Genomic DNA, 18709 nt, shown 5'->3' on the forward strand with positions numbered 1-18709 from the left:
CGGGATCGAAAAGTGAGAAGGCGATTACAAGCCGCCGACACAGACGTATTTTAGTTCAGTGTATTCATCCAGGCCGTGGTGCGACCCTTCGCGTCCCAGCCCGGACTCCTTGACGCCGCCGAAGGGCGCAAGCTCGGTGGACAGGAGGCCTTCGTTGACCGACACCATGCCATACTCCAGGGCTTCCATGACATGCCAGATACGGCGGTAGTCGTTGGCGTAGAAGTAGGCGGCCAGGCCGGATTCGGTGGCGTTGGCCATGGCGATGGCCTCTTCCTCGGTGTCGAAGCGGAACACCGGGGCCAGCGGACCGAAGGTTTCCTCGGTGGCCACGCGCATGCTGTCGTCGACATCGCCGATCACCGTGGGCTGGAAGAAGGTGCCGCCCAGCTCGTGAGACTGGCCGCCGCAGATCAGACGCCCCCCCTTGTCGAGGGCATCGGCGATATGCTCGCGGACCTTGTCAACGGCGGCGTCGTTGATCAGCGGCCCCTGAGCCACGCCTTCCTCCAGGCCGTTGCCGACCCGGAGCTCGGCGACGCGGGCGGCCAGCTTGTCGAGGAAGGCGTCGTAGACACCCGATTGCACCAGCACGCGATTGGTGCACACGCAGGTCTGGCCGGAGTTGCGGAACTTGGAGGCCACCGCGCCTTCCACGGCGGCATCCAGATCGGCATCGTCGAAGACGATGAAGGGAGCGTTGCCGCCGAGTTCCATGGAGGTCTTCTTGACCGTGCCGGCGCACTGGGCCAGCAGCCGCTTGCCCACCGCGGTGGAGCCGGTGAAGGAGACCTTGCGCACCCGCGGGTCGGTGGTGAGCACCTCGCCGATTTCGGCGGGGCGGGCCGCGGTCACGACATTGATGACCCCCGCGGGAATGCCGACATCCTCGGCCAGCCGGGCCATTGCCAGTGCGGTCAGGGGCGTCGCCTCGGCAGGCTTGATCACCACCGTGCAGCCGGCGGCCAGTGCCGGTGCGCACTTGCGGGTGATCATCGCCAGGGGGAAGTTCCAGGGCGTGATGGCGGCCACGACACCGATGGATTCGCGCAGCACCAGGATGCGCTTGTCGGCGCCGTGGCCGGGCAAGGTCTCGCCGGCCACGCGCTTGGCCTGTTCGGCGTAGAATTCGACGAAGCTGGCGCCATAGGCGACTTCGCCTCGGGATTCGGCCAGTGGTTTGCCCTGCTCGAGGGTCATCAGTCGGGCGAGGGCTTCCTGGTTGGCCATGATGTGCTCGAACCAGGCGCGCAGCAGCGAGGCACGCTCCTTGGCGGTCTTGCGTCGCCAATCTCGCCAGGCTGCTTCGGCGGCGGCCACGGCCTGGCGCGCGTCCTCGGCATCGAGATCGGGAATGTTGGCCAGGGTCTCGCCGGTGGCGGGGTTGGTGACGGCGAAGCGACGCTCGGCGTCACGCCATTGGCCAGCCATGTAGGCCTTGTCGATGAGCAACGGGGTATCGGCGTTCATGAGGGCAGACTCGCTTGGTGACTATCTTGTTTGACGAGTGTGCATTATTTGCAACATGGCGCCAAGCCCCCTCGAGATCTTTCCTTGAAAGGGTTTCGAGCATCGGCGCGGCGCGTGCTTTCCGTTACACTGTGTCGCCGAATTCACAGGGACGCATCTTGCGTTCCCCGATCCTGATGTGTGGCGAGGTGTGCCTTGGTCGATCCCATGAATGCCTGGTGGGCCCAGCAACTGGTGTTGTGCGGTTGGGCCTTCGCACCCGATCCCCTCGCGCTCGCGCCAGAGGTGGCGCGCACCCGCCTGGCAAGCCTTGATGTCGTCGATCGCGGTGAATTGGGCTGGCGCCTGCTGGAAGCTCTGGATAGCGCCCATCCCGATCCGGCACGACTGTTGGCCGCACTGGAGGTGACGGCCCTGGCGGGGGCGGCCGAGTGGTTGAGTGAATCGCGGGCCCGGCAATGGGGACAGCGCCTGGCCGAAGAGATTCACGTCCACCATGCCAGCCTGGAGGACTGGCTGGCGGCGCTGCGTCGTGCACGTAACGATGTCGGCTGGGTCCACGGTGATGACGGTTTCGCCGAGGCCTGCGAGGCCCTGGCCACCCTGGAGGGTGATGGCGAGGGGGTGACCTGGGAAATGCTGCGCGACTGGCTGCTTGCCAACCGACAGACGCCGGCATTGTGGCCCGACGAGCCCGAGGCGCGGGTATGGCGGCTGCGGGCCGCCTTCAGTCCAGTGCTGGAGGCCTCGGCGAGTTCGCTGGACTGGCAAGGGCTAGAGGTCTGGTTGGCCGAGGCCTGGCAGGTGACGGGACGCGAGGGACTGATCCGCTTGCTCTTGTGGCTGGGCGCCCAGGGGGATCGACAGGGCTGGGATCTCGATGCCAACTGGTTGCGCGAGGCCGATGCCGAGGCGCGTCGTCGCTGGCATGCAGGGCTCGCTCCTCGGGATCGCGATTTCGGTCGTGTTCTGCTGGGATTCGTGGAGAGGGGCGAGCCCCTGGAGTGGGCCGCCTGGGACTGGTTGCGCATGATCGACCTGGCCTGGGCCGGCGCCTGCCTCGGCTGGCTCGCCGACGATGAGGCCCGGGACGTCGCGCTGCATGGTGCGGATCTGGTGCAGCGCCGCTACAGCGACTGGCCGGCACTCGCCCGGGCCTACCAGCGCGGTCGCAGCCTCTTCGAGGGGCAGGATCTACTGGGCAATGTCGATGCCGATTGGCGACTGCTCCTGCACTCACCAGTGAGTCCCTGGAAGCCGGCCCTCCAGGAATTGATCGATGCCGAGCTGATCGAAGCCTCTCGACAGCGCATGCGCGACTGGCGTCGCGATCCATGGCATTGGGTCCTGGCCCTGGCAGCGGTGCGGGAGCCCGAGCTGGCGATGCGCCAGGGGGTGACACCGAGCCTGCCGTCGGCGCGGTGTGAAGATGCCCGAAGCTATCTCGTCGAGATTCTCGACCTGCATGCCGACGAGGGCGAGGAAGCGCTGGCCCGGTACTGGCTGCCGGCCCAGGCGCATCATCTCAATCAGCTCGCGGCCGACGCGGCCCATGGTGCCTTGCCGCCTTCCCGAACGCCCTTCGGGCGGGTCGCCGGCGACGATCTGGCGGGACGTGATGCCCTGGGGCGTGCCAGCCGTCATGCCGCGACCATCCATATGGCGGAGAAGTTCGCCTTCCACCTGCAGATGGCCATGGACAGCGAGTGGTTCGAGGCATCTCGCCTGACGGATCTGGCGACGGCGTTGCAGGGATCATTGTGTCGCTTTTATCCCGATTCCCGACGCCTGCTGTCGGCCTGGGCACAGTGGGAAGCCCTGTTGCCCGAGCCGGATCAGCCCTCCCTGGCGGCGGAGATCCTCTGGCACCGCGACGATCCGGGCAGTCTCTTCCACTGGCTCGACTGGCGAGGCGGCGAGTGGCGGGAACCGGGCATGCGCCCGGGACTCAGCCAGTTCACCGCCATGGCGCTGGTCGGCCCCCTCAACAGCGCGATCTGGAGCCTGCCGCAGCCGGAGAGTGAGCGCGAGTGCGCCTCGATACGGGAGTGGGTGGATGGCCATTACGCCGTGCATGGTCCGGAAGGGCTGGCGGAGTTCATCGACTATCTGCTGGAAGTCGGCGATCGCCAGGAATATCAGATCAACTATGCGCCCTATACGCTCAACCCGGCACGCCTGGCCTCGGAGATCGCGACCCTGGAGAGCGATGAGTGTGGCGAGGAGGAGCGCAACCACCTGCTGCGCCTGCAGCGTGTTCGAGCCAACGAGGATGGCTGCAACGACCTGAACCTTGCTGCCTGGGATCTGGCGCAGGCGGTGGATCTTGCCATCGCCGGTCGGCAACTGGGCTGGCTGAAGGAGGCGGACTTTCTCGCCAGGCTGCGGCGTGCCCATGCCCTGGCCGCCAGCCACTACGGGGGATGGGAGGAGTATGCGCGAGGCCTCTATGCCGGCTTTTCCTTCTTCATGGGGGAAACTCCCGAGCGTGAGGCTTTCCTGAGCGGCTTTCGCCAGGCCCTGGCGAGTTGGCTTGCCGCCGCGCCGCCGCTGGCAGGCCCCTGGGCGAGCCTGGACTTCCCCGGTGCGCGTCCGCGTCATTGGGCGCCGATGCATGTGGATACGTTGCCGGGGGATGAGCGGTTGTTGCACTGACCACTCGATCATGGACACCCATGCTTGAATGCTGTCGTGTATAAGCCATTGTTCTTGGCTATTATGCGAAAAATGTCTATGCTGAGGCGCTATAAGTCCATCGGCGCATGATCGACCTTGCGGTCGCGACCCGGACGGTGTCGAGCCAGGCGGGAAGTGCCACGAAAGTGGTGTCGGCGAGCCGTGAACGCAAGGGGCTTGAGTCGATGCCGGTTGACCGAACTGGGCGGTCGTGCACCAAGCCCGGAAAGCCAAGAACGAAATCCAAGGAGTATGACAGGGTGAGGGAGCAGGGATGATCAACCCGACGTCGCGTCGCCTCGTTCCCGTGGTGTTGTCATGTGCCATGCTGGCGGGTTGCGCCGCCTCGGGAGGTTCTTCGTCGCCGGAAACGTCGAAGGACCATTATTTTGCCCGTGACCTGCCGGGGCTGCCCCAGGGCGACGGGCCGATGATGTCGCTGGCGGACAATCCCATCCTGCAGGCACGGCAACTGGGCAATCCTCCTCCCACCCTGGTTCGTCGGGCCCTGCTGGCTCAGCACGAGCGTTGGTTGGGCACTCCCTATCGTCTGGGGGGAACCTCGCGCCGGGGCATCGACTGTTCGGCGCTGGTGCAGAATGTCTTCGCCGATACGTTCCGCCTCGAGATGCCGCGTACCACGGCTCGCCAGGTTCATGAGGGGCGACGCGTATCCCGGGACGAACTGCGCCCCGGTGATCTGGTGTTCTTCCGGCCCCCCGGGGCCTATCGGCATGTGGGCATCTATGTCGGCGATGGCCGCTTCCTGCACGCGTCTTCCTCTCGTGGCGTCAAGCTCTCTTCCCTGGATAACCAGTACTGGCAGCGTTATTACTGGCAGAGCCGGCGTGCGCTGGATACTCGGCATCTGGCGCAGCGGCTCGATAGCAGTGTGATTGCCTCCGGCGAGGGTTAGGATCTGTACGAAAAGTGCCTGCACTCGGTGATACGGTGTTGAAATCAGGTCTCAAAATGCTCATTTACTCCTTGTAAACTGCGCTTTCTCGGCCGATTTCGCCTTGTCTCACCTTCGCTCGCCGACTTTTCGTAAAGACCTAAGGGTTAGATCGTGTCGATCCTGATGGTCGTCTAACGATTGGCGACCACGAAGTCGACGAAGGCCTGTTCCGCCCGGGACAGGTAGGCGCCTTCGGCCCAGGCCAGCGACAGGTCCATCCAGCTCGGCGGTTCGAACGAGATCGCTGCCAGCTCGGGTTCCTCCACGACGCGCCGCAGGAAAGTGGTGATGCCGAAGCCTCGGCGCACGATGGCCTTGGTCAAGGGAATCAGGTTGGACTCGAAGGCGATATCCGCCTCGGTGCCGCAGCGATGCGACAAGGCGTCGATGAACTCGCGGTGGAAGTAGCCGTCCTGGAACAGCACCAGGGGTTCGGCGAAGAAGGCCGCCGGGGTCACGGCGTCGTGTTCGGCGAAGGGATGTTCCCGGGGCACACAGACGACCATCTCTTCCCGCGTCAGGTGGCGTTTCTCCAGGTGTCGACTGGCACCGTCATCGATGACCACCCCCAGGTCCAGTTCGCCACTGGCAATCATATGCTGCAAGCGGCGCGCGCCGGCTTCCACCACGGTCAGTCGGATACCGGGATACCGTGCCTTGAAGCCCATCAGCAGGGGCGGGAAATAATACGAGCCGAGCATCGAGGGGATGCCGATGCGGACCTCGCCCTTGACCAGGTCGTGCAGTTCGCGCATGGCTAGATGGGCGGTTTCGGCACGTTCGAGCAACTGGCGGGCATGCCCGACCAGCGCCTCACCCTCTGGAGTGAGAGCGATCCGGCGATCATGGCGATGGAACAGGGTCAGCTCGAGACGTCGCTCCAGATTGGCGATGGACTGGCTCACCGCGGATTGTGCGATGTGCAGTTCCCGGGCGGCGGCCCCGAAGCCGCCCTGGTCGGCGGCCACCAGGAAGACTCTCAGGGCGCGAAGGTCGAAGGGTAGGGTCATAAGCCTTGGTGATGAAGATCATCAGAATATTCTGTTTGGCTTATCATGTTAGTCGGACGATCATGGCCATCCAAGTCGGAGGTGGTCATGATCGTCGTTCGCAGTCGCGCCTGGTGGCGCGCGACCCTGGCCCTGTGTCTGGGATCCTTGCTGGTCTTTCTCAATCTCTATGTCCCGCAGCCGCTGCTGCCGATGATGCGCGAGGCCCATGGGGTCTCGACGCTGGCGGCCAGTCTGGCGATGTCGGTCTCGACGCTTTCCCTGGCCGCGGCACTGCTGGTCTTCGGCCCCTTGTCGGATGCCATCGGCCGCGCCGGTATCATGCGCCTGACCCTGATGCTCGCCGGGCTGCTGTCGGTCGCACTCGCCTTTGTGCCGGGCTTTGAGATGCTGCTGGTGCTTCGTGCCGTGCAGGGCTTCGTGCTCGGAGGGCTACCGGCGGTGGCGATCGCCTGGATGGGGGATGAATTCGACAGGCCTGCCCTGTTGTCGGCGGTCGGGCTCTATATCGGCGCCAATACCCTGGGAGGCATCGGTGGGCGTGTGATCGGTGGTGCAGTGGCCGAGACGGGCGGCATCTCGGCGAGTTTCCTGACGGTGGGGGGACTGACCCTGGTCGGGGTGGCGGTGTTCTGGCGTCTGCTGCCGCCGGCGCGGCGCTTCGAGCCGCGTCGATTCCGCCTGAGCGAGGCTCGAGCGGGGCTGGTCGGGCATCTGCGCAATCCCGTGCTGCTGGGCGCCTATCTGTTGGGGGGGCTGAACTTCCTGATCTTCATCAACCAGTACAGCTATATCACCTTCCGATTGGCCCAGCCTCCCTTCGAGCTGGGAGAGCGGTGGCTCGGGTTGCTGTTTCTGACCTATCTCGGCGGAACCCTGGGCTCGACGCTCTCCGGTCGCCTGTCACGTTCGAATTCCCAGCCGGCATGCATGGCATTCGGTATCCTGCTGCTGATGACGGGTACGGCCTTGACGCTCTCCGGGCGGTTGCCGCTGATCCTGGCGGGGTTGACCATCAACGCCTTCGGCTTCTTTCTGGCTCACTCGATGGCCTCGAGCTGGGTAGGGCGCCATGCACAACAGGATCGGGGCAGTGCCTCGGCATTGTATCTGGTGTTCTATTACACCGGGGCGAGCCTGGGCGGGCTCTGGCTCGAGCCGTTCTGGTGGATGGCGGGCTGGAGGGGCGTGGTGCTCGCTTCCTGGCTGATCCTGGCCGGTACCTTCGCGATTGCCTGGTGGTTGCATCGCGGCGAGCGTCGGCGGTCCGCGGTGAACGAGCCGGCCCGGGCCCGAGGGCGGTCTCAGGATGTCGAGCTGGCTTCGGCCTCGTCACCCCAGATCTCTTCGAGTCGTTCCGAACGTCCGCAGGCGGACTTGTAGAAACGGTAGCGCAGCGGATTCTTGTCGTAGAAATTCTGGTGGTAGGTCTCGGCCGGGTAGAAGGCGTCGAAGTCGTTGATCTCGGTGGCGACGTCTCGGTCGAAGCGCTCGGCCACCTCCTCGCGGCTGGACTCGGCGAGTCGCCGCTGTTCGGCGTTCATCGGGAAGAGGGCGCTGCGATAGGAGGGCCCCTGGTCGCAGAATTGCCGATTCTCGGCGAAGGGGTCGACGTTGCGCCAGAAGACGTAAAGCAGGGTGGCATAGTCCACCCGGGCGGGGTCGTATTCGACCCGGACCGCCTCGGCGTGGCCGGTGCCGCCGGCAACTACCTGATCGTAGTCGGGATCGGCCACGTCTCCGCCACTGAAGCCCGACGTGGTGGCTACCACCCCGTCGACCTTATCGTAGGCTTCCTCGACGCACCAGAAGCAGCCGGCGGCGAAGACGGCGCTGGCTGTATCGGTGTCGTCGGCCATGGCGAAAGGTGCCAGGCCGGCGATCAACATCAGCGGCCAGCATCGTGGATGAAGTGACGAGATCTGCATGGTAGCGCTCCTCGGGAGGACCCGTCCGGCCACAGGAAAGGCGAGTGTCCTGTGGATTCGATGATCATATGATGTCAGGGTTCCGTACAACCCCTGTCAAAGGGAAGTCATCGTCGTGCCTGCCTTCAGGCACCACCGACGTGAATCCGGCCCTTCGGAGGTCCATCTTGACCAACAAGCGTCGCCTGTTGCTGCTGGGCGTGATCGTCTTGGCCGTCTCGGCCTTCTTCCTGAGTGGTGCCGACCAGTACCTGAGCCTGGAGGCGGTCAAGTCCCAGCAGGCACGCTTTCATGCCTGGCTCGAGGCAAGGCCCGCCATGGCGGTGGGGGCCTTCTTCGCGCTCTATGTGGTCATGGCGGCCCTATCGCTGCCGGGAGCGGCGCTGATGACGTTGCTGGGAGGCGCATTGTTCGGCCTGGGCTGGGGGCTGGTGATCATCTCCTTCGCCAGTAGCCTGGGGGCCACCCTGGCGGCATCGATCGCTCGGACCCTGGCGCGAGAGCCGCTGGAACGCCGCTTCGCCCCCCAACTGGAGCGTATCAATGCCGGTATCCGACGCGAGGGGGCCTTCTATCTCTTCACGTTGCGTCTGATTCCGTTGTTTCCCTTCTTCGTCATCAATCTGGTGATGGGGCTGACGCGGATGCGCCTGGTTACCTTCTACTGGGTCAGCCAGCTCGGCATGCTGCCCGGTACGGCGGTCTACGTGAATGCGGGGCGCGAGCTCGGGGAACTGACCACCTTGTCGGGCATCCTGTCGCCGACCCTGATCGGTGCCTTCGTGTTGATCGGCGTGTTCCCCTGGCTGGCCAGGGGGCTGGTCTCGCTTACCGAGCGACGCCGGCTGAGTCGCCGTTTCGCCCGGCCGGCCGCCTTCGAACAGGATGTCGTGGTGATCGGTGGCGGTTCGGCGGGCCTGGTGGCGAGTTACATCGCCTCGGCGGTCGGGGCGCGAGTCGCTCTGGTCGAACGCGAGCGCATGGGCGGCGATTGCCTGTATACCGGTTGCGTACCGTCCAAGGCCCTGATTCGGGTCGCCCGGATCGTCGCCGAGGCACGCGAGGCGCCGCGTCATGGGGTTCGGGTCGGCGAGCCGGAGGTGAACTTCACCGAGGTGATGGCCCATGTGCACCGGGCGATCGAGACGGTAGCGCCGCATGACAGTCGCGAGCGCTATGAGGGGCTGGGCGTCGAGGTGGTCGAGGGGGCGGCGTGTCTCGAGGATCCCTGGCGGGTGCGGGTCGGCGAGCGCCTGATTACCACACGGCATGTCATCATCGCCACTGGCGCACGGCCACGAATACCCGCGCTGCCGGGCATCGAACGCATCGATGTGCTGACATCGGACAACCTCTGGTCGCTCGAGTCGTTGCCGCCTCGTCTGGTGATTCTCGGTGGTGGTCCCATCGGTTGCGAACTCGGGCAGAGTTTCGCCCGATTGGGCAGTCGGGTCACCCTGGTCGAGAGGGGCGAGCGGCTGCTGCCGAAAGAAGACGATGAGGTGTCCGATGCGCTGGTGGCCCGGTTGATCGAGGAGGGTGTCGAGGTACGGCTCGAGACGCACGCGCGGCAAGTCATGGTGCAGGAAGGCGGCCATGCCCTGGAGGTCGAGGGTGTCGGTAACACCGAGAAGCTGGCATTCGATCGACTGCTGGTGGCAGTGGGGCGGCGCGCCGAGGTATCCGGGCTGGGACTTGAAGCCTTGGGTGTCGAGCTGCGCGAGGACGGTACCCTGTCGGTGGACGAGACGTTGCGCTCGGTATTGCCCAATGTCTGGGCCTGCGGTGACGTGGCCGGCCCCTATCAGTTGACTCACGCCAGTGCCCATCAAGCCTGGCATGCTGCGGTCAATGCCTTGTTCGGCGAGTTCAGACGCTTCCGGGTCAGCTATCGGGCACTGCCGGCAGTGACCTTCACCGATCCCGAGGTGGCACGGGTCGGGCTCAACGAGCGCGAGGCCCGGGCACGCGACCTGGATCATGAAGTGACGCGCTATGGGCTGGACGAGCTGGATCGCGCCATCACCGACGGACGCCGCGATGGCTTCATTAAGGTGCTCACGACACCGGGCAAGGACCGCATCCTGGGAGCCACTATCGTGGGGCATGGTGCCGGCGAGATGCTGGCCGAGTTCACCCTGGCGATGACGCACGACATCGGCCTGGACAAGTTGCTGGGTACCGTACACCCCTATCCGACTCGTTCCGAGGCGGTGAAAGCTACTGCCGGCGTCTGGAAGAATGCCCACAAGCCGGAGCGAGTGATTGCCTGGCTCGGTCGCTATTTTGCCTGGCGACGTCGCTGAGAACACAAGGAGACATCATGCTCGACCGCTGGACCATGCCGTTGACCCAGGCCCCGCTGCGCTTGATGGCGAACGGATTGGCACGCACCGGTGTGCGCCCCGACCAGGTGACCCTGGCGGCGTTTGTGGTCGGCATGCTGGCGTTGCCGCTGCTGGCTTGGGAGGCCTATACGGCGGCTCTGGTGGTGATCCTGCTCAATCGGTTGGGTGACGGCCTGGATGGCGCCCTGGCTCGGCATATCGGTCACACCAGCGACGCCGGGGGCTTTCTCGATATCGGTCTCGATTTCGTCTTCTATGCCGCCGTGGTGCTGGGATTCGTCCTGGCCGATCCGGCGGCCAACGCCCTGGCCGGCGCTTTTCTGTTGTTCTCGTTCATCGGTACCGGGACCTCCTTTCTGGCCTTCGCGATCATGGCCGCCCGCCATGAGCTGGAGCGTCCCCGCTTCCAGCGAAAGGCCTTTTATTATCTGCATGGCCTGACCGAGGGTACAGAGACGGTACTGGCATTGGTGGCATTCTGCCTGTGGCCCGGATATTTCCCTATCCTGGCGACGCTGTTCGCCGTGGCTTGTCTGATCACGACCGCGACGCGACTGTGGGGGGGCTATCGGACCCTGGCAACGCTATCGGAGGGGGTGGACTGACGCTTTCGGATCCACATGGTGGCTTAGCAGGAGAGCAGTGGAGCAGTTGGGTCACAACAGGTGGACACAAGCGGGGGATACAAAAAGGGAGCGACCCGTCGGCCGCTCCCGATATCGAACCATTGGCTCGGCGCGGATGAGCACTCAGTGCTCCTGGTCGCCCTCGCTCTCGCCCTCGCCATGCACATGGCCATGTTCGATCTCTTCCTGGCTGGCCTCGCGAACCTCGGCGATCTCGACGTCGAAGTTCAGCTGCTGGCCCGCCAGCGGATGGTTACCGTCGACGGTGACGGTGTCGCCTTCGACCTTGGTCACGGTGACCATCAGCGGCCCACCCTGGGTCTGCGCCTGGAACTGCATGCCGGCTTCCACGTTTTCGACGCCCTGGAAGGCATCCCGCGGGACTTCCTGCACCAGCTGCGGCTGCACTTCGCCGTAGCCTTCCTCCGGCGTGACCTGGGCCTGAAGCTTGTCGCCAGCCGCGCGGCCTTCCATTTCCTTCTCGAGCCCCGGAATGATGTTGCCGGCGCCATGGAGGTAGGTCAGCGGCTCACGACCTTCTGAGCTGTCCAGCACTTCACCTGCATCGTTGGTCAGGGTGTAGTGAAACGCGACAACCGAATTTTGCGCAATCTGCATTGATGAACCTTTGGTGAGTGCATGTAAGATGGCATGGTAACGTGGGATCTCCGGCTCTGTCAGCGGCTCTGGGGATTTTTCAGGTTATCGCTCGTGCGCCTGAACCGGATTCACGTCATGGGCACGCTGGTTGCGTGCCGTGGCGGGCGGGGATACCCTTTGGGCATCGGATATTTCCTCGCTGTCTTCCCGTCCTGTTGTGGAGAACGTCATGATCGTGACCTTGATCTGGGTGATCGCCTTCGCCGTGATCCTGTTGTTGTGCCTGAAACGCTGGGAGGCGTCTGTCAGTGACATGCTGCACAAGCTGCTGCCCGGTGCCTTGCGCAGCGAGGATGATCGCTGGGTCTGGTGTCCCGCCATCGCGGTGCTGGGGGCGACTGCCCTCGTACGGCCCGTGGACATGCTGCTGACGCTGCTGATCCTCGGCCTGCTGGCGGTGATCGGTGGCAAGTTGATGTGCTGGGCGATGAACAAGATCGATTTCCACTGACGTCGTCTTGATGACCCGACGAAGAAAAGGGCCCGCAGCCAGTCTGCGGGCCCTTTTCTTCATGCTTTCGGTACGTGACGGTGGCGTCGGCTCAGTAGGGCGCGACGCTGACGTTGCGACCGGTACCGATCAGCCGGACCTGCTGGCCAACCTGGAAGTTCTGGTCCGCTTTCTGCACCACGACGACCTGTTCGCCGTTGTTCTTGCGGATCTCGAGTTCCGTGGCATTGATCATGTTGGAGGATTCCTCGATCTTGCTGCCGGCCACGGCACCGCCGATGGCACCGGCCACGGTGGCGAGCTGGCGCCCGGAGCCACCGCCGATCTGGTTGCCCAGAAGGCCACCGATAATGGCCCCGCCGCCGCCGCCGAGGATACCGCCGGCACGGCTGTCGGCCTGGATCTGGACCGGGCGGATGGCGGTGATGGTGCCCAGGGTGACGTTCTGGGCGGATTTCGCCTGGTCGCCGGAGTAGACGTTACCTGAATAGGGCGAGGTGTTGGCGCAGCCAGCGAGTGTCAGGGTACTCAGGACCAGTACGGGGAGAAGACGCTTCATGTGTGACCTCCTTGCCAAGTGTGAGCGCGACAGCAGTGCTGGTCGATAACGTGCTGTCGGAAAACGGCAAATGGTGAGTGGATCTGTTCTCGAGTCTATCTCGGGGGTATGCATTTGACCAGTAGCCGGCGACATCGTGCGCTTTTGTCGTTGGCGGCGGGGCGTCGTGCCCGGTGTCCCGACACCTCCATGAAAAAACCCACCCACGCCTGGCGGCGGGGTGGGCCGATGCCGTTTGACGACGAGGGGGCGGGGCGCCTTATTCAGCCTCGTCCAGCGGCTGGGCTTCGCCGGTCAATACTTCGTCCCAGGCATCGTCGAGCGAGTAGCCCATGCGGTTGTCGATGGTATCGATGACCTTGACGGCGTGCTGCAGAGATTCGCGATTCCCCTTCAGGGCCAGTACCAGTTTGGCCAGGTCCTGCTTGCTGAACGTGCTGGCAATGAGGTCCGCTCGTTGGCTCAGTTCGATGCAGTTCATGTGTAACACCTCTTGATGTGCCTGGATAACGTCTCGCGTGAGTTCGCCATCCGCGATGGCATTGTCGTGTGTTTGCTACTCATGCCGGGCCAGGTAAGTGCCCGGTGCTGCAGTTGCGAAATGGTCACAAGCTTGGAAGACCATCGCCTTTGGCGCCCGGATCATTCAGGAAAGCGCCGCGGTTCGTAGCTCAGAGCAGGATCGTGAATCGGGGTAACGAAACGCTGGCCTGCGCTGTAACTTGACTATGGTGCAGGACAGCAAAAGCGACAATGCCTCCTTGGGCGCACTCCCGGTTGTAACTCGACTACATCGTGCAAGAATCGTCGCGGATGTTGTCGGTATCCTTCACTGGCGTGAGGCGAAAGCCCCGGATGAGCAGACAGTAAAAGGGGAGGCCGAAGCCTCCCCGAGGGTGTTGCCGATGCGTTCGATCAGCCGAACTGGTTCATGGTGTTGTCCTTGCCGCCGGCCTTGAGGGCCGCCTCGCCGTGGAAGAATTCCTTGTGGTCGTCACCGATATTGGAGCCGGCCATGTCCTGGTGCTTGACGGTGGCAATGCCCTCGCGGATCTCGCGGCGTTGCACGCCTGCCACGTAGGCCAGCATGCCTTCGTCGCCGAAGTAACCGCGTGCCAGGTTGTCGGTGGACAGGGCGGCCGTGTGGTAGGTCGGCAAGGTGATGAGGTGATGGAAGATCCCCGCCTCGCGTGCGCCGTCGCGCTGGAAGTTCCGGGTCCACTCATCGGCCAGGGCAGCGAGTTCGGTGTCGTCGTATTCGGCATTCATCAGGTCGGCGCGGTCATAAGAAGAGACATCGCGACCTTCTGCCTGCCAGGCATCGAACACCTGCTGGCGGAAGTTCAGGGTCCAGTTGAAGGACGGCGAGTTGTTGTAGACCAGCTTGGCATCCGGGCAGACCTCGCGGATGCGGTCCACCATGCCCCTGATCTGACCGACGTGCGGCTTTTCGGTCTCGATCCACAACAGGTCGGCACCATTCTGCAGGCTGGTGATGCAGTCCAGCACCACCCGGTCCTCACCGGTGCCCGGCTTGAACTGGTAGAGACCGGAAGCCAGACGCTTGACCTTGACCAGCTTGCCGTCCTGCTTGATGACCACATCGCCGTTGGCGATATCGTCCGCGGAGGCGATCTCGTCACCGTCGAGGTAGCGGTTGTACTGATCCCCCAGGTCGCCGGGTTCGCGACTGACGGCGATCTTCTGGGTCAGGCCCGCGCCCAGGGAATCGGTACGGGCGACGATCACGCCATCCTCCACGCCGAGTTCGAGGAAGGCATAGCGCACGGCATTGAGCTTGGCGATGAAGTCCTCGTGGGGCACGGTGACCTTGCCGTCCTGGTGCCCGCATTGCTTCTCGTCGGAGACCTGGTTCTCGATCTGGAGACAGCAGGCACCGGCTTCGATCATCTTCTTGGCCAGCAGGTAGGTGGCCTCGGCGTTGCCGAAACCGGCGTCGATATCGGCGACGATCGGCACCACATGGGTCTGGAAGTTGTCGATCCTGCCCAGCAGCTCTTTGCTTTTTACCTCGTCGCCGGCCTTTCGAGCGTCGTCCAGTTCCCGGAAGAGATGGTTGAGTTCCCGACTATCGGCCTGACGCAGGAAGGTGTAGAGCTCTTCGATCAACGCCGGCACGCTGGTCTTCTCGTGCATCGACTGGTCGGGAAGTGGCCCGAACTCGGAACGCATGGCGGCGACCATCCAGCCGGAGAGGTAGAGGTAGCGCCCCTTGGTCTCGCCGAAGTGCTTCTTGATGGAGATCATTTTCTGCTGGCCGATGAAGCCATGCCAGCAGCCCAGAGACTGGGTGTACTTCGAGGTGTCGGCGTCATAGGCGGCCATGTCCTCGCGCATGATGGCGGCAGTGTAGCGCGCGATGTCCAGGCCGGTGCGGAAGCGGTTCTGCAGGCGCAGGCGTGCCGCATGGTCGGGATTGATGTTGTCCCACTTGCCGCGCCGGGCTTCACGGTCCTGGGCCAGTGTCTGACGTTCGTCGTTGAAAGCTGCCATGGGGGTGATCCTCTCGTTCGGGTCAAGGAACTGCTGCTGGGTCACGTCTGTGCTGCAACTGCGAAATGTCGTCGTCTTTCGTAGCGATTGGCGTATTGCCTTTCTCGCCTTGGCTGACACCTGAAAAGTGTGCGTGTCACGCCGGTGGACGACGGAAATGTTGACCAGCGAGTGTTGCCTCACTCGTCTTGTTGATCACTATGGCCCCGTATGGCGGGCTTTCACCATTGGTATTTGGGAGAAGAAAGCGTCGTAGCTCGACTACAGAAACCCTGTGAAGCGATGGGTTTCTGTAGTCTTCTTTCGTGGAGGGAGCGGAAAAGGAGGGTCAATCGCGAAGGGTCAGCGTCATGTTGCGATGCGGAATTCCGGCGTCCAGAAAGGTGTCACCGTGGACGCGAAAGCCGAGTCGTTCATAGAAAGCCAGGGCGTGGACCTGGGCGGACAGGGCCACGCAGGGATCGCCACGGCGGCGTGCCGAGGCGATGGCGGCGTCCATCAGGGCGAGGCCGATACCTCGACCACGGGCCTCCTTCAGTACGGCCACCCGGCCGATATGACCGTCGGGCAGCAGACGCGCGGTCCCGAGTGCCTTGCCATCGTTGTCGATCGCCAGGAAGTGGCGGCAGTCTTCATCGCGACCGTCCCACTCCTCTTCCCGGGGGACCCGTTGTTCCTCGATGAAGACCACGCGGCGGATCTCGCCAGCGTCTTCGCCGAGCTCGGCCCAGTCGCCCTCGCGGATTGCCGGTGCGTGTGTCATGCGTTCATTCCTCGTCGTGGGGGCGCCAGTCCAGGCTGCCGGCATCCAGCAGATGGGTCAGGACCCGTGGTGCCTCGGGATCGTTCAGCAGGCGCGCGTCGAGCGTCGTGGTACCGGCCAGGTCGCGGGCCAGGGCCGTGGAGCAGTCGATGCCGTCACCGTCGACGAACAGGGTGGCGCGTTCGTCATCCAGGGCGCGCCAGGCGAAGCGTGAGCCTAGGCTGCGTTCCAGTATCTCGCCGGCGTGTAGTGCGGCGACAAGCTCGTCTTCTTCGATGGGCGTCTCGCTGGGCACCAGTTGGTCGACATACTTGGGCTGGGTCATGACACGGCCGAACCACTGGGCCAACTGGGCGGGATCGTCCAGTGTCTCGAGGATCAGGGCTCGCATGCGGGACAGCGAGGCGTCGTCGAGCTGGGCAGGGTCCTCGGGGACATCCATGCCGCCATCGGCATAGCGATGCGAGGCGGGGAGCTGCTCGCCACGATAGTCGGCGAAGGAAGTGATGGCTTCGTCCGCCGAGGGCGCACGGAAACCGACCGAGAAGGTCATGCAGTCATCGGACTGGCTGACACCATGGTGGGCCCAACCCGGTGGCAGGTAGAGCATGTCGCCGGGTTCCAGCACCCAGTCCTGGCCGGGCTGGACCTCGAAGCGTTCCAGAATGCGCAGGTCGATGCCGGCGATGATCGGCGCGTCTTCCGGTACGCGTCCGCCAAGCTGCCAGTGGCGCTGGCCACTGGCCTGGAGCAGGAAGACGTCGTACTGGTCCACGTGGGGGCCGACGCTGCCGCCCGGCGGCGCATAGCTGATCATGATGTCATCGAGCCGCCAGCGGGGAAGGAAGTCGAAGCGTTCCAGCAGTTCGGCTACCTCGGGGACATAGTGATCCACCGCCTGGACAAGCAGTGTCCAGTCGCGTTCGGGAAGCCGGGCAAAGGTCGCCTCGTCGAAGGGGCCGTGGCTGACCTGCCAGGGGCCTTCGGGGCCGTGCTCCTCGACCAGGCGTGCCTCGATGTTGTCCTCGCAGGCCAGGCCGGCGAGCTCGTCGGGCTCGAGCGGGCTCTCGATATCGGGGAAGGCGCCACGGATCAGCAGTGGCTGCTGTTGCCAGTAGTCGCGCAGGAAGTCGGCGGCGGTGCGGCCGCCGAGCAGGGTGAGGGGCGTATCGGTTGACATAAGGATCCTGGGACTCGAATGGGATGAGTGAGCAACCGGGCCATAGCGTGAAGCTGGAAGAGCGCCCGCTTCGCGGGCTTGAGCTTGAAGTCATAAGCTTGAAGCTGGAAGAAAAAACCTTGACCCCATGCCGTCGGGGTTCATGTTGCCTTCCAGCTTCCAGCTTAAAGCTTGCGCGCCTGGGCCTCGGCGTTGCCGGTATAGGTCGCTGGCGTCAAGGCCTTGAGGTCTTCCTTCACGGCGGCGGGAAGCTCCAGCGTATCGATGAAGGCGGCGAAGCCATCCTGGTCGATGCGCTTGCCGCGGGTCAGTTCCTTGAGTTTCTCGTAGGGCTTTTCGATGCCGTAGCGCCGCATCACCGTCTGGATCGGTTCGGCAAGGACTTCCCAGCTGGCATCCAGGTCCTCGGCCAGGCGCGCGGCATTGGCCTCGAGCTTGCCGATCCCCTTGAGCGAGGCTTGATAGGCGATCAGGCCATAGGCCAGGCCGATGCCGAGGTTGCGCAGCACCGTGGAATCGGTCAGGTCGCGCTGCCAGCGGGAGATCGGCAGTTTTTCCGCCAGGTGACCGAGGATGGCGTTGGCGAGCCCCAGGTTGCCCTCGGAGTTTTCGAAATCGATGGGATTGACCTTGTGCGGCATGGTCGAGGAGCCGATTTCACCGGCCACGGTACTCTGCTTGAAGTAGCCGAGAGAAATGTAGCCCCAGACATCGCGGTCAAAGTCGATCAGCACGGTGTTGTAGCGGCATACGGCGTCGAACAGTTCGGCGATGTAGTCGTGGGGCTCGATCTGGGTCGTGTAGGGGTTGAAGGTCAGGCCCAGCTCCTCGACGAAGGTGCGGGCGTTGGCTTCCCAGTCGATCTCCGGGTAGGTGGTCAGGTGAGCGTTGTAGTTGCCCACCGCACCGTTGATCTTGCCAAGAATCTCCACCGACTCGATCTGCTTCAATTGACGACGCAGGCGATAGGCGACATTGGCCATTTCCTTGCCCAGGGTGGTGGGGCTGGCCGTCTGGCCATGGGTACGCGACAGCATCGGCTGGTCGGCGTGGTCGTCGGCCAGGCGCGCGATATCCTCGGCGACCCGATGCATCACCGGGAGCAGGGTGGCCAGGCCGTCGGTCAGCATCACGCCGTAGGAGAGGTTGTTGATGTCCTCACTGGTGCAGGCGAAGTGCACGAACTCGGTGATGGCGTGCAGCTCCGGCGTGTCGGCGATGCGCTCCTTGATGAAGTACTCGACGGCCTTGACGTCGTGATTGGTGGTGCGCTCGATGTCCTTGATGCGTTCGGCGTCGGTGACCGAAAAGTCACGTACCAGTGCATCCAGTGCCGTGCTGGCCTCGGCGGACAGTGCCGGGACCTCGGCGATGTCGGGATGGGCGGCGAGACGCTGCAGCCAGCGGACCTCGACGGTGACGCGGGCGCGGATCAGACCGAATTCGCTGAAATGCTCGCGCAGGATGTCGGCCTTGCCGCCGTAACGGCCATCGACGGGTGAAAGGGCGGTGAGGGCGGACAAGGGAAGAGACGTGGGCTGCATGATTCGTGTTCCGGATGGACGT

General features: G+C 64.1%; 16 protein-coding genes. 6 read left to right on the top strand and 10 right to left on the bottom strand.

The window, feature by feature from the left end:
* Positions 1-24: 24 nt before the first annotated feature.
* On the bottom strand, positions 25-1470 hold the full coding sequence (locus LU493_RS06625) for an NAD-dependent succinate-semialdehyde dehydrogenase (protein WP_428994530.1): 1446 nt from the start codon (positions 1468-1470) through the stop codon (positions 25-27).
* A gap of 195 nt (positions 1471-1665) precedes the next feature.
* Between LU493_RS06625 and LU493_RS06630 the strand changes: the two genes are divergently transcribed.
* Together LU493_RS06630 and LU493_RS06635 are read left to right on the top strand one after the other, a co-directional pair.
* Positions 1666-4125 carry a DUF1266 domain-containing protein gene (locus tag LU493_RS06630; protein WP_275287002.1) on the top strand — a complete coding sequence of 820 codons (2460 nt, stop codon included), beginning with the start codon at positions 1666-1668 and terminating at the stop codon, positions 4123-4125.
* A 295-nt stretch (positions 4126-4420) separates the two neighbouring features.
* Positions 4421-5062, top strand: a complete 642-nt coding sequence (locus LU493_RS06635; RefSeq protein WP_275287003.1) for a C40 family peptidase — start codon at positions 4421-4423, stop codon at positions 5060-5062.
* 173 nt (positions 5063-5235) lie between these two features.
* On the opposite strand, the gene LU493_RS06640 is transcribed toward LU493_RS06635, so the two are convergent.
* Positions 5236-6114 (bottom strand): LysR family transcriptional regulator, encoded by an 879-nt coding sequence (locus tag LU493_RS06640; protein WP_275287004.1) that lies wholly within the window; start codon positions 6112-6114, stop codon positions 5236-5238.
* Between the two features lie 87 nt (positions 6115-6201).
* Between LU493_RS06640 and LU493_RS06645 the strand changes: the two genes are divergently transcribed.
* Positions 6202-7497 (top strand): MFS transporter, encoded by a 1296-nt coding sequence (locus LU493_RS06645; RefSeq protein WP_275287005.1) that lies wholly within the window; start codon positions 6202-6204, stop codon positions 7495-7497.
* Here the strand turns inward: LU493_RS06645 and msrA are convergent.
* Complete coding sequence (gene msrA / locus LU493_RS06650; RefSeq protein ID WP_275287006.1) at positions 7419-8042, bottom strand: peptide-methionine (S)-S-oxide reductase MsrA; 624 nt, start codon at positions 8040-8042, stop codon at positions 7419-7421. The two genes, LU493_RS06645 and msrA, sit on opposite strands and share 79 nt — an antisense overlap.
* A 71-nt stretch (positions 8043-8113) precedes the next feature.
* On the opposite strand from msrA, the gene LU493_RS06655 reads away from it, so the two are divergent.
* The gene (locus LU493_RS06655) at positions 8114-10348 is read left to right on the top strand and encodes an FAD-dependent oxidoreductase (RefSeq protein WP_428994533.1); all 2235 of its coding nucleotides are present in this window, start codon (positions 8114-8116) and stop codon (positions 10346-10348) included.
* A 17-nt stretch (positions 10349-10365) separates the two neighbouring features.
* Positions 10366-10995, top strand: a complete 630-nt coding sequence (locus LU493_RS06660; RefSeq protein WP_275287008.1) for a CDP-alcohol phosphatidyltransferase family protein — start codon at positions 10366-10368, stop codon at positions 10993-10995.
* Between the two features lie 144 nt (positions 10996-11139).
* Here LU493_RS06660 and LU493_RS06665 read toward each other — a convergent pair whose 3' ends face one another.
* Complete coding sequence (locus LU493_RS06665; RefSeq protein WP_275287009.1) at positions 11140-11634, bottom strand: FKBP-type peptidyl-prolyl cis-trans isomerase; 495 nt, start codon at positions 11632-11634, stop codon at positions 11140-11142.
* 211 nt (positions 11635-11845) lie between these two features.
* Here LU493_RS06665 and LU493_RS06670 point away from each other — a divergent pair, with 211 nt between their 5' ends.
* Positions 11846-12127 carry a hypothetical protein gene (locus tag LU493_RS06670; RefSeq protein WP_275287010.1) on the top strand — a complete coding sequence of 94 codons (282 nt, stop codon included), beginning with the start codon at positions 11846-11848 and terminating at the stop codon, positions 12125-12127.
* A gap of 91 nt (positions 12128-12218) precedes the next feature.
* Here the strand turns inward: LU493_RS06670 and LU493_RS06675 are convergent, their stop codons facing one another.
* The 6 genes from LU493_RS06675 to purB form a co-directional block, all read right to left on the bottom strand.
* A complete protein-coding gene (locus tag LU493_RS06675) occupies positions 12219-12686 on the bottom strand; it encodes a glycine zipper 2TM domain-containing protein (protein ID WP_275287011.1) in 468 nt (155 codons plus the stop codon).
* Positions 12687-12945: 259 nt separating this feature from the next.
* Positions 12946-13167 (bottom strand): hypothetical protein, encoded by a 222-nt coding sequence (locus LU493_RS06680; RefSeq protein ID WP_275287012.1) that lies wholly within the window; start codon positions 13165-13167, stop codon positions 12946-12948.
* Between the two features lie 434 nt (positions 13168-13601).
* Entirely contained in the window at positions 13602-15200 is a 1599-nt protein-coding gene (locus LU493_RS06685; protein ID WP_275287013.1) for an isocitrate lyase, read from the bottom strand.
* 328 nt (positions 15201-15528) lie between these two features.
* Positions 15529-15963 carry a GNAT family N-acetyltransferase gene (locus LU493_RS06690; protein WP_275287014.1) on the bottom strand — a complete coding sequence of 145 codons (435 nt, stop codon included), beginning with the start codon at positions 15961-15963 and terminating at the stop codon, positions 15529-15531.
* 4 nt (positions 15964-15967) lie between these two features.
* Positions 15968-17143 carry a cupin domain-containing protein gene (locus tag LU493_RS06695; RefSeq protein ID WP_275287015.1) on the bottom strand — a complete coding sequence of 392 codons (1176 nt, stop codon included), beginning with the start codon at positions 17141-17143 and terminating at the stop codon, positions 15968-15970.
* A gap of 164 nt (positions 17144-17307) precedes the next feature.
* Complete coding sequence (gene purB / locus LU493_RS06700; RefSeq protein WP_275287016.1) at positions 17308-18687, bottom strand: adenylosuccinate lyase; 1380 nt, start codon at positions 18685-18687, stop codon at positions 17308-17310.
* Between the last annotated feature and the right edge of the window lie 22 nt (positions 18688-18709).

It is taken from the genome of Halomonas elongata (assembly GCF_029081005.1).
Classification (GTDB): Bacteria; Pseudomonadota; Gammaproteobacteria; order Pseudomonadales; family Halomonadaceae; genus Halomonas; species Halomonas elongata_B.